This is a genomic window from Ramlibacter sp., from assembly GCF_029866045.1.
GTDB lineage: Bacteria > Pseudomonadota > Gammaproteobacteria > Burkholderiales > Burkholderiaceae_C > Ramlibacter.
In genome coordinates, this window is sequence record NZ_JARXAB010000022.1 from 1 (window position 1) to 11319 (window position 11319).

11 protein-coding genes are annotated in these 11319 nt (G+C 68.2%); 10 read left to right on the forward strand and 1 reads right to left on the reverse strand.

Annotation, left to right across the window (positions count from 1 at the left end; genetic code table 11):
* Positions 1-376: 376 nt before the first annotated feature.
* From QE494_RS02325 to QE494_RS02360, 8 genes are all read left to right on the forward strand, one after another.
* On the forward strand, positions 377-1243 hold the full coding sequence (locus tag QE494_RS02325; protein ID WP_300041155.1) for an IclR family transcriptional regulator: 867 nt from the start codon (positions 377-379) through the stop codon (positions 1241-1243).
* Positions 1244-1432: 189 nt separating this feature from the next.
* Positions 1433-2584, forward strand: a complete 1152-nt coding sequence (locus QE494_RS02330; protein ID WP_300041157.1) for an ABC transporter substrate-binding protein — start codon at positions 1433-1435, stop codon at positions 2582-2584.
* Between the two features lie 69 nt (positions 2585-2653).
* Positions 2654-3448 carry an ABC transporter ATP-binding protein gene (locus tag QE494_RS02335; RefSeq protein ID WP_300041159.1) on the forward strand — a complete coding sequence of 265 codons (795 nt, stop codon included), beginning with the start codon at positions 2654-2656 and terminating at the stop codon, positions 3446-3448.
* A complete protein-coding gene (locus tag QE494_RS02340) occupies positions 3445-4332 on the forward strand; it encodes an ABC transporter permease (protein ID WP_300041161.1) in 888 nt (295 codons plus the stop codon). The genes QE494_RS02335 and QE494_RS02340 overlap by 4 nt, the downstream gene beginning before the upstream one ends.
* The gene (locus QE494_RS02345; RefSeq protein ID WP_300041163.1) at positions 4325-5113 is read left to right on the forward strand and encodes an ABC transporter permease; all 789 of its coding nucleotides are present in this window, start codon (positions 4325-4327) and stop codon (positions 5111-5113) included. Before QE494_RS02340 ends, QE494_RS02345 begins: the two co-directional genes overlap by 8 nt.
* 58 nt (positions 5114-5171) lie before the next feature.
* Entirely contained in the window at positions 5172-6698 is a 1527-nt protein-coding gene (locus tag QE494_RS02350; protein ID WP_300041165.1) for an FAD-dependent monooxygenase, read from the forward strand.
* A gap of 17 nt (positions 6699-6715) precedes the next feature.
* Complete coding sequence (locus tag QE494_RS02355; protein WP_300041167.1) at positions 6716-7552, forward strand: SDR family oxidoreductase; 837 nt, start codon at positions 6716-6718, stop codon at positions 7550-7552.
* 137 nt (positions 7553-7689) lie between these two features.
* Positions 7690-8115: a heme-binding protein gene (locus QE494_RS02360; RefSeq protein WP_300041169.1), complete on the forward strand. Its 426-nt coding sequence runs from the start codon at positions 7690-7692 to the stop codon at positions 8113-8115.
* 12 nt (positions 8116-8127) lie between these two features.
* Here the strand turns inward: QE494_RS02360 and QE494_RS02365 are convergent, their stop codons facing one another.
* Positions 8128-9054, reverse strand: coding sequence for a LysR family transcriptional regulator (locus tag QE494_RS02365; RefSeq protein WP_300041171.1), 927 nt, complete (start codon positions 9052-9054; stop codon positions 8128-8130).
* Positions 9055-9132: 78 nt separating this feature from the next.
* Here QE494_RS02365 and QE494_RS02370 point away from each other — a divergent pair, with 78 nt between their 5' ends.
* Together QE494_RS02370 and QE494_RS02375 are read left to right on the forward strand one after the other, a co-directional pair.
* Positions 9133-10185 carry an amidohydrolase family protein gene (locus QE494_RS02370; RefSeq protein ID WP_300041173.1) on the forward strand — a complete coding sequence of 351 codons (1053 nt, stop codon included), beginning with the start codon at positions 9133-9135 and terminating at the stop codon, positions 10183-10185.
* A complete protein-coding gene (locus tag QE494_RS02375) occupies positions 10182-11084 on the forward strand; it encodes a VOC family protein (RefSeq protein ID WP_300041175.1) in 903 nt (300 codons plus the stop codon). Before QE494_RS02370 ends, QE494_RS02375 begins: the two co-directional genes overlap by 4 nt.
* Positions 11085-11319: the final 235 nt, after the last annotated feature.

The window sequence follows — 11319 nt, forward strand, 5'->3', positions numbered from 1 at the left end:
GAGGAGCGCGGGGCGCTGGGGGCCGAAAAGGCAGCGCCGAGGAACCTAGCGCAAGAGGTAAGCGTCGGGTGTGTGGCAGGGGTTCGGCGGCGCCGATGCGGGGCCGAGGAACGCAGGTCGACAGGTGCCGAAGAGCGAGGCATGTTTGAGCCGCCGCAGGCGGCGAGTTTGCCTCGCGTGCCGCTGGCGACCGAGTACCGCAGGGGAGCCCGAAGGGCCCCCGCATCGAAGCCGCCGGGCCCCTGCCGCACACACGGCGCGTGCCACGCCAACGCCACACCCAAAGCGCCACACCCACCGCCATGCAGGACGCCGCATCGGCAGGGAAAAGGCGCCCCCGCACGCCGCGCATAATGTTTGACAACCGCGCCCCGCCATGAAGCAGACCCCTTCGACCGAAGCCCCGCCGGACAAAGACCCCTACTGGGTCGACGCCCTGTCCCAAGGCCTGGCGGTGCTCCATGCCTTCGACGACGAGCACCCCACGCTCACCCTGACCGAGATCGCCACCCGCCTCGGCTGGGGCCGCAGCAAACCCTTCCGCTTTGTTCATACGCTCGAGAAGCTGGGCTACCTCAGTCGGGATCCCTCGGGCCGGGCCTACCGCCTCACCACCCGGGCCATGCACCTGGGCTTTACCTATCTGGCGCGCCAGCCCCTGGTGGAGCTTGCCCAGCCCATCCTCGATGCCTTGCGCCAGCAGGTCGGCGCCTCTACCCACTTGGCGGTACTGGAGCAGGGCGAGTTGGTCTATCTGGCGCTGTCCCGAACCGCTTTGCCGACGGGCATCAATGTCCATGTCGGCTCGCGCATGCCGGCCTACGCCTCGTCTATCGGCCGAGTGCTACTGGCGAATCTGCCGCCTGATGCCTGTGAGCGTTTGCTGGGCGACCGGCCGATTCCAGCGCTCACGCCGAAGTCCACCGTTGAACCCCGGGCCTTCCGCAAGAAGCTCGAGCAGGCCCGGAGAGACGGCTTCATCTTCAACGACGAGGAATACCTGCTGGGCATCCGTTCGGTTGCGGCGCCGGTGTTTGACGCCCGCGGTGAGGTGGTGGCGGGCATCAACGCCACCGCGCTGACCACGGTGTTCAGCGACGAGAGCATTGCGAGTGTGGTCATCCCTGCCGTGAAAGCGGCGGCCGCCCAGCTGTCCGCCGGCCTGGGTTGGCTGCCCGCGCGGGAGGCCCTGCCGACGGCCTTGCGCGGTCGGGCTGCTGCAGCTGGCGCGACTGCAGCCTGAGGGCGGGTTCAGTGCCCCCTGTGGTCAGCCAGGCAGGGCGCCGGATGGGAGCGGGGTCAGGGGTCAGTGCGCTGCCGCGGGAAAACCCTCGCTCGCTGGCCCTCTTGATTTAGATTTGAAAAAATGTTTTTGATATAAATCAAATATTGTTCGGATCAGCAACCCAGAACTCAGGAAAGAGGCACGGCCATGTATCAGCGCAAGTCTCCCACGTCTCCCATTTCGCCTAACTTTCCCGATTGGCAGGGTGTCCCTGCAGCCCGATCCCTTTGGGGCGGTGGTGGTCAATCTGCGATCGCCCGGCGTATCCGCCAGTGGACGCTGGCAGCCGCCGGCTTGGTGCTGCTCACGCCCCTGGGCGCCCAGACCCCCTCCGCATCGGCCGCAGCAGCCGGCGCCAACAGGGACCTGTGCGCAGCCCTCAAGCCCGGTGCCGCGCCAGCCAAGCCGCCGGCGATTCGCTACGGCATCACCGGCAGCGGTGAGGAGCCACTGGCCCTGCTATGGGCCGACAAGGCCAGCTACCCCAACAACGGCAAGCTCTACACCCTTGAACCTCTGGAGTTCGCGCCAACCGACCGGATGACGGCGCTGCAGGCCGGCCAGCTGGACGCTGGCACGATCAGCTTCCCGGCGCTGTTGGCGGCGGTGCATGCCGGCATTGACGCGCGCGCCGTCGCCACGCTGGTCGAAGTGAACAAAGAAGACAACGAGGGCGCTTTTGCCTCGCTGGCCGACAGCGGCATTCGCTCGGTCAAGGACCTCAAGGGCAAGCGGATCGGCTACTACGGCCCCAACACGATCAGTGAGTTCTGGGTCAAGAGCGCGCTGGTGCGAGCCGGCATGAGCCCACGCGATGTGTCCTTTGTGGCCATGCCGCCGCCGGCCCAGGAGCAGGCTCTGCGCAACAAGCAGATCGACGTGGCTTGGCTGGCCCGTCAGTTCCTGCACAAGGCCAAGGAGACCGGTGGCCTGCAGGTCATGATGACGCCCTTCGAGGCGGTCAATACCAACCAGCCCAGCCTGCTGATCATGTTCTCGCCCAAGTTCGTGCAGGCCAACCCGCAGGCCTACTGTGCTTGGCGTGCCGATTACCAGCGCGCGCTCAAGACCTGGATCGCCCAGCGCGAGTCGCTCTACCCCAAGCTGATTCAGGCCAAGTACCTCACGCCTTTTGCTGCGAACGCGGGGCCCGATGGTGGCCGAATCGCCGACGGCAGTCTGTCCTTGGCCGAGCTCAACGCCACGGTGCAGGACATGATCACGACCCGATTCCTCCCGCCTCCGATGCAGCGGCCGGCCACCGAGCTGGTGCTGACCGGGTATGCGCTGTTGCGCTGATGCGTTGATCGGCGCGGGGCGCAGCGGCGCCGCCGGTTGCCGCTCTCCTTTTTTCCTGGAGCCTGCCCCGTGATCGAGATCCGCGACGTCAGCAAAACCTTCCGCCGCGGCAATCGCACCGTCCAGGCCCTGGGGCCGATCGACCTCTCAGTGGCGCGCGGTGAGTTCGTCACCGTTCTGGGGCCCAGCGGCTGCGGCAAGACGACGCTATTGCACATCCTCGGGGGCTTCGAGATGCCGACGACCGGCACCGTGACGGTGGATGGCAAGGTGGTGACCGGGCCGGGCCGAGACCGTGGCATGGTGTTCCAGGAGGCCACCCTGTTTCCCTGGCGCACGGTGCAGGACAACGTGGCCTGGCCCAGCCGGGTGGCCGGCGAATCCAAGGCGCAGGCCCGTGAGCGCGCGCGCGAGCTGCTCGCGAGGGTAGGCCTGTCACGCTTTGCCGACGCTTACCCCGGCGAGCTTTCCGGCGGCATGCGGCAGCGCGCGGCCCTGGCCCGCACCCTGGCGATGGAGCCCAGCGTGCTGCTGATGGACGAGCCCTTCGGCGCGCTTGACGCCCAGACGCGTGAGGTGATGCAAGAGGAGCTGACCCGGCTGTGGCAGGCCACCGGCCTCACCGTGATCTTCATCACCCACGACATTGCCGAGGCGATTTTCCTGGGCGACCGGGTGGTGGTGATGGGCGCCGCCCCCGGGCAGGTGGTGGCCGACACCCGTATTGAGCTGGCACGCCCGCGCGACGCGCGGACCAAGCTCGACGCCCGCATCCTGGACTACCGCCAGCAGTTCTGGCAATTGCTCCGGGATGCATCACCTGCGGCCGCCTCCGCCGGCGACCCTGCGCAAGGACAGGCGTGAGCGAGCCGATGTCGAAGTCGGATTTGCGCTCGGGGCAGGCGCCGGGCAGGGCGGTGAGCCCGGCAGCGAACACGCCAGGGAGCGCCTCTGGGAACCCGTCCGGTTTGCAGGCGCACCTGCGCCAGCGGCCCTGGCTCATTACCGTGGCCTTCGTCCTCACCTGTCTGGCGCTCTGGGAGCTCGCCGCCGCGCGGCCCGGCCGGCCCGAGTACCTGCTGGGGCCCTGGCGCATCCTCAACGAGGTGCTCGCGCTGGCCGAAGGGGGTGGCTTGGCTGCCCAGGTGCTGGCCAGCCTGCGCCGGGCCCTCCTGGGATTTGCCATCGGTGGCGGCCTGGGCCTGCTGCTGGGGTTGCTGGCCGGCGTCTCGCGCAACTTTCGCGACCTGTTCGACCTGACCCAGGCCTTTACCCACCCGGTTCCGAAGATCGCGCTTTTTCCAGTGGTCGCGGTAGTCCTGGGCTTTACCGACGTCTCGCGCGTGCTGATCATCGCGATCAGCGCCTTCTTCCCCGCCTACCTGAACGCGGTCAACGGCGCACTGGGCGTGAACCCCCGCCTGCTCTGGGTGGCGCGCAACGTAGGTGCCTCGCGCTGGCGCACCTTTTGGCAGGTGTTGCTGCCGGCTAGCCTGCCGCGCGCGGTGGTCGGCCTTCGCATCAGCCTGATGGTTTCCTTCGTGTTGATGGTCGCCACCGAAGTGGTGGGTCATTCCAACGGCTTGGGGGCGGCGCTGATGCGGGCCTACCGTGAAGGTGCCTACGGCCCGATGTATGCGGGCATTGTCTGCACCGCCCTGTGTGGCATGGCTGCTAACGCCTTGCTCGGGCAGGCAAGCCGCCGGCTGCTGGCCTGGCAGGCGCACGCGGGGGGGCACCATGGCTGAAGTGCGGGCCTTGTCTTTGCAGGGCGATGGCGTGCACCGCGCCGGGCTCAAGGTGTTGGGCGTTGTCCTGGCCCTGACCGCCTGGCAGCTCTATGCGATGGCGAGCGGCAACCGGCTGGTGCCGGGTCTGCCGACCATCGGCAACCGGTTGATCGAGTTGTTGCAAGACCCCGAGTTCTGGGAGCACACGGCGTCTACCCTGCGCAATGGTTTGATGGGCCTGGCGATCGGCCTGGCGCTCGCGGCCAGCGCCGGCTATCTGGCTGCGCGCAACTGGGTGGTGGACGCTGCCATTCACCCCGTCATCAACCTGCTGTATCCGGTGCCCAAGCTGGCGCTCTATCCGATCGTGATTCTGGTGCTGGGGCTGGACTGGCCCTCGCGGGTGGCGCAGGTAGCGCTTGAATGCTTTTTCCCCCTCTTCGTGCAGTGCCATGCTGGCGTGCGCGCGGTCGGCACCCGCATGGAGTGGCTGGCGCGCAATGCCGGCGCGTCCAACTGGGAGACGGCGCGCGAGATCGTCTGGCACTCGGCGCTGCCATTTTTGCTCACCGGGCTGCGTGTCGCGATGCCCATCGTGCTGATCGTGACCACCGTCACCGAATTCATCGGCGACTCGCAGGGCCTGGGGCATTTGATCGCCCGCTCGGCGGCCTTCTTCGACACCGCCGCGGCCCTGTCGGTGGTGGCGGTGCTGGGCGCCATCGGCTTTACCGCCGACCGGCTGGTGGTCTGGCTGCGCCAGCGTCTGGTCTTTTGGGAAAAAGGGGTCGTCATCTGACGGCAGGGTGCGGCCCGCAGGGCGGCGTACCCGAGAGGAAAACAAGGAGTGAGTTCGGATGCAAAGAGAAGATTTCGACGTCGTGATCGTGGGCTCCGGGCTGGCCGGCCTGTCGATGGCCATGTTCCTGGGGCAGCACGGCATCCGGGCCCTGCTGGTTGAGCGCCGGGCAAGCACCTCTACCCTGCCCAAGGCCCGTGGTCAGAACCCGATCACCATGGAGGCTTTGCGCAGCGTCGGCGTGGCCGAGCCTATCTACGCGGCTATCCCGCCGGGCAAGCCCGCCATCACCTCGGTGATCTCCGAGAGCATGACCGGCAAGGTCTTCTACGACCATGTCGCGCACCGGCCTGACTTCTCGCGCTTCTCGCCCGAGCGCTCAGGCATGGCCAGCCAGGCCAAGACCGAAGAGGCTTTTGCCAAGCGCGCGCGTGAGCTTGGCGCGGTACTGCGCTTTCAGACCCTGTTCGACGGCTTTACCCAAGACGCAGACAGCGTGGAGGTGACGCTGCGCTCGTTGGAGGACGACACCGTCTACGGCGTGCGCGCCCGCTACCTGGTGGCGGCCGATGGCGTGCGCGGCACCATTGCGAAGGACTTGGGCATTGGCACCCATGGCTACGGATTCCTCAAATCGGTGACCGCAGTTCGCTTCCGCGCTGACCTCGCCAAGATCGCCGGCGACAACGCCATGGTGGTGCATTACATCCAGAACCCCGCGGTGCCCGACGGCGCAGGGGTTCTGGTCAGCACCGACTACAAGGACGAGTGGGTGGCCAACATGTCGGCCGACCCGGAGCGCACCGAGGCCCAGACCCATGCGGTGATCCGCACCATGGTCGGTGTCCCCGACTTGCAGTTCGAGGTGCTCGGTGCCACCAGCTACGACTACGCGCACCGCATCGCCGACCGGCTGCAGTCCGGCCGTGTCTTCCTGGTCGGCGACGCGGCCCACGTGATGCCGCCCACCGGCGGGCAGGGCGGTAACACCGCGGTGCAAGACGGCTACTACCTGGCCTGGAAGCTGGCCGCCGTGCTCAAGGGCCAGGCCGGCCCACGGCTCCTAGAAAGCTTTGATCCCGAGCGCCGCCCCTACGCCGAGGTGGTGTGCACCTGGCAGGCGGCCAACCTGGCCGAGCACCGTCGCCTGGAGGGTGTCTCCGAGGTGCTGGGACGGCCGATGGACCACGCCACCATGATGTTCGGCTATGCCTGCAAGGAGGGTGCGTTCGTGCCCGACCCCTCGGCACCGACCGACGAGTTTGAAAGCCCCGACCGCCCGAGCGGCCGGCCGGGCGCACGCGTGCCCTACGCCGAACTGGCCGGCCTCGAGGGGCCGCTGCAGCCCCGCAAATTGCTAGGGCCCTGGTTCATGGCCTTCTCCGCCTCGTCCGAGGGCCACGCAGCGGCCCAGGCGGCGGCAGATTCTTTTGGCGTGCCGATCAAAGCCTGGCAGGTCGCCAGCGTCGCGCCCTTGGGCGCCGAGGGGCACGACACGGTGCTGGTGCGGCCGGACGGCATGGTGGCCTGGCGCGGTTCGCCCCGGGGCGTGGAGTCTGCGCTCGGCTTCGTGTTGTGCCGCTGAGGCGCTAGCGCGTGGGCATGTTCCTGGTGACAGGGGCCACCGGCCGGGTGGGCCGCGCTTTGGTGGCACATCTTGCGGCTCAGCGGCTGCCGGTGCGCGCGCTGGCCCGGCGCGCCACCGAAGCAGTCTGGCCTGCCGGCGTGCAGCCGGTCGACGGCGACCTGGCCCGTCCGCAGACCCTGGACGCGGCGCTAGCCGGCGTGGAGGCCATCTTCCTGTTCACGCCGATGGAGGGGCCGGGCGACCTGGCCGCTCGGGCGCGCCAGGCCGGGGTGCAACGCGGAGTGCTGCTCTCGTCCATCGTCACGCAAAAGGCCGACCCACGTGAGAACCCGATCGCCGCCCGGCACCTGGCGGCCGAGCGGGCTTTGGCCGACAGCGGTCTGCCGGCGGTGGTGCTCCGCCCGGATACCTTCGCCACCAATGCACTGGACTGGGCGCCCTCGGTGCGGACGGAGGGCCTGGTGCGCTTGGCGCACCCGCAGTCGCGCCGGGTCCCGATTCACGAGCAGGACCTGGCCGAGGTCGCCGCGCAGGCGCTGGTGTCGCATGCCCATGTGGGTCAGGCCTGGTGGCTTACCGGACCGCGGCAGCTGTCACAGGCCGAGCAGGTGCAGGCCATCGCCGACGCCATCGGGCGGCCGCTGCAAATGGCGACCCTCTCCGACGACGAGGCCCTGGACCAGTGGCGCGCACGCATGCCCGAGCAGGCCGCTCGCCGCCTGCTCGATTACTTGGGCAAATGCGTGGACCAGCCGCCGGCAGTATCGCCGCAGGTAGCGCAGGTTTTGGGCCGGCCTGGGCGGGACTTCACGCAATGGGCGCGCGAGCACCGCGTCGATTTCAGCGCCTGACCCCGGGGCGTGTGGGCCACCTTTGCTCTGGATCTCGGCGAGTTCTGGGGCGCTCGGGTGCCGTCTATGATCGCGCGCATGTGCGGGCCGTTTGCCAACCACGGCCCTCATTCCCCTTTTTTGACCCGGAGTCCTCCATGTCTTCTCTTTCACTTGCCCAGGCTCAGGCCATCGTCTCGGCAGCCCTGGCCAGATCCAGGGCCGAGGGCTTCAAGCCCATGGGCATTGCAGTGCTCGATGGCGCAGGGCACCTCAAAGCCTTCGCCAGCGAAGACGGCGCCAGCATGTTCCGCTTCGACATCGCCCGAGCCAAGGCTTGGGGCGCGGTCGGCATGGGCTGCTCCAGCCGTACGCTGGCCCAGCGCGCCAAGGACAACCCCAACTTCTTCGTCTCTTTGGCGGCCACCGCCGAGGGCAAGTTCCTGCCCCAGACTGGCGCGGTGGTGATCAAGTCCGCCAGCGGCGAGGTGATTGGCGCAGTCGGCGCCAGTGGTGGCACCGGCGACGAGGACGAGCTCATTTGCATCGCCGGGGTTGAGGCGGCAGGCCTCACCGCTGCCTAAGGCGGCGCGGGCTCAGGCGCGCAAGGGCTCGTTGCTCCCGCGCCGGTTCATCTCATGGAAGATACCTCGCAGCCAACGGTTGGCGGGGTCGTTTTGCATGCGCCGGTGCCACAGGAGCTGCACGTCGGCATGGGGCGGCCGCAGCGGCAACTCCACCCGGCGGATGGCGATATGCCGCTCCAGCACGGTCGCCATGTCGTCGGGCACGGTGGCCACCAGGTCGGAGCCGGGCAAGATGGCCAGCAGGCTCATGAAGTGGGATAACTCCAGTGCCACCTGGCGCTGCCAGCCCTTTTCCTCCAGAAACCGGTCCAGCATGTGCTCGCGTCCGTCTGGGCGTACGACCACATGGCGCGCGTCCAGGTACTGGCGCCGCGTGAGCCGCGTGCCCACCGCATTGTTGCCCGCGCAGACGATGCAGGTGTAGGACGTGCGAAACAGCGCCTGCTGGAAGAAGCCGGCCTTGTGCAGGTCGGGGAAGAAGCCCACCGCCAGCTCAGCTTCGCCCGAGGCCAGGGCCTCGGCCGCGTCTTTGGGGGGCATGGATCGGGTGCGCAGGCCCACCCCAGGCGCCTCACTGCGCAGCCGCCGCAGCACTCCGGGCAGGAAGGCAACCTCGCCGATATCGGGCGTCAAGATGGTGAAGCGTCGTCCGTCCCGGGCCGGCTCGAAAGCCGTCTGCTGAAGGATGCGCGTCTGGATCGACTCCACCACGTCGTGCACCAGGGGGCCCAATTCCAGCGCGCGGGGCGTAGGCTCCATCCGCGCGCCGGTGCGCACGAACAGGGCGTCGTCAAACAATGCGCGCAGGCGGGCGAGGGCGGCGCTGGTCGCCGGCTGGCTCAGGCCCAGGGCCTCGGCGGCGCGGTTCACGCTGCGGTGCCGTGAGAGGGCGTCGAAGACGACGAGCAGGTTCAGATCGACAGAACGAATATCCATGGCGTGGATTCAATGAATCCGGCCAATCATATTCCCGGATATGTCGGCGCCCTCTAGCATTCGCGGTGGAGACAAGCCTTGAGCAATACCCCACACCTGCCCGGTTGCGGCTGCGGCATTGACACCCACGCCCATGTGGTGCCGGAGCACTTTCCGGCCTACATCGGCAGCCACCTGCCCGCGGACTGGCCCTCCATGGCCGCTGCCCAGGCCTGCCATCGGCACGTGATGATTTCGGGCAAGGTGTACCGCACCGTGGCCGACACCTGCTGGGACACCGCCAAGCGCCTGGCCGATTTCGAGGCGATGGACCTCGACCTGCAGGTGGTCTCGCCCATGCCGGAGCTCCTGTCCTACTGGATGGCGCCGGCCGACGCGCAGCAGCTCCTTCGGTACACCAACGACCAGATCGCCGCCATGGTGGACGAGAGCGGCGGGCGCATCGCCGGCCTGGGCGCCGTGCCGCTGCAGGACATGGACCATGCCCTGCGCGAATTGGAGTACGTGGTCAAGGTGCTCGGTTTTCCTGGCGTGGAACTGGGCAGCAACATCAACGGCGACCCGGTGGGCCACCCGAAGTTCGATCCCTTCTTTGAAGCCTGCGAGGCGCTGGGTGCCTGCGTGTTCGTGCATGCCTTGCGGCCGGCCGGCATGGAGCGTCTGGTCGGACCCGCGCCGCTGCAGCAGGTGCTGGCCTACCCGGGTGACGTCGGTCTGGCCGCAGCCTCGGTCATCACCGCCAATCTGCCGCTGCGCCGGCCGAACCTGCGTATCGCATTCAGCCACGGTGGCGGCACCCTGGCCTCGCTCCTGCCGCGGCTGGAGCAGGGTTGGCACACCTTCCCAGCGCTCAAGGACAGCGTGACAGCCTCCCCCCGCGCCCAGGCCGCGCGCTTGTTCTACGACACTCTGGTGTTTGACACGCCCACCCTGCGCCACCTGGTCCATAGCTTCGGGGCCACGCAGCTGATGGTCGGCACCGACTACCCCTTCAACTTCCACGACCGCACGCCGATCGAGCGCATCCGGCAAGCGGCCTTTGACGACACCACCACCATGAATCTCATCCGCCACAACGCCGAGCGTTTTCTCGGCCTGCCCAGCGTCGGCAAGCGAGGAGGCGCGCGATGACCTCCCCCTGGATCGAGGGCCTGCGCAGCGTCGCCCTTAATGTGCCCGACCTGGCCCGGGCCGAGGCCTTCTACACCAATGTGTGGCACCTGGAGGTGGCCCACCGCAAAGAGGGCTCGGTCTACCTGCGCGGCACCGGCAGTGACCACCACCTGTTGGCTCTGTACGCCGGTGGCCCGGTGCCACAACTGCGACAGGTGACGCTGCGCGCGCGCACCGCCGAGGCGCTCGAGGCGGTCGCGCAGGCGTCCGTTCGCGCCGGCGCCACTCTCACCTCGCCCATCGGCCCCCTGAGCAAGAACCCGGCGGGTGGCGTGGGCCTGACCCTGCGCGACCCTCATGGCCGGGTATTCCAGGTGGTGCATGGCGACGCTCGTCACCCGCCACAGACGACGCAGCGTGACCGCCCGGTGCGCCTGACCCATGTGGTGCTCAATAGCCATTCGGTCGACGAGACCCAGGCCTTTCTCACCGAGGCCTTCGGCTTCCGGCTGGCCGATCGTACGGTGGCCATCGCCTTCATGAACTGCAATACGGACCACCACTCGCTGGCGGTGGGTGTCGCCGACAACGACGCGCTCAATCACATTGCCTTCCTGATGCCCGATCTCGATGGCGTGATGCGCGGTGGCGGGCGCATGCAGGACGCTGGCCACCCGATCCAGTGGGGCCCTGGCCGGCATGGCCCAGGTAACAACCTGTTTAACTACTTCATCGACCCCTTCGGCGTCGTCATCGAGTACACCGCCGACGTGCAGCAGGTCGACGACAGCTATGTCGCCCGCGGTCCCGCTGACTGGATGTGGCCCCCCGGCCGCGTCGACCAGTGGGGCATCTCGCCGCCGCCGGGCGCCGAGCTCAAGGAGGCCCAGCGGCGCGTGCTGTTCGTACCGGTCTGATCTGGCCCCGCTTTCTGACCCCTTCCTCCCCTGTCGTTTTTCACTTTTCCAGACTCCCACCATGAAGTTCACCACCTACCTGCGCGATGGCGCACCCCGACTGGCTGCCGTCGACGGCGACGCGTTCATCGACCTGCATGACGCAGACGCCCGCGTGCCTGCCGACCTGCGTGCTGCGCTTCGGGCTGGCATCGACCTAACGGCCGCCGCCCGCCCCGCCCTCGCTACCACTGCC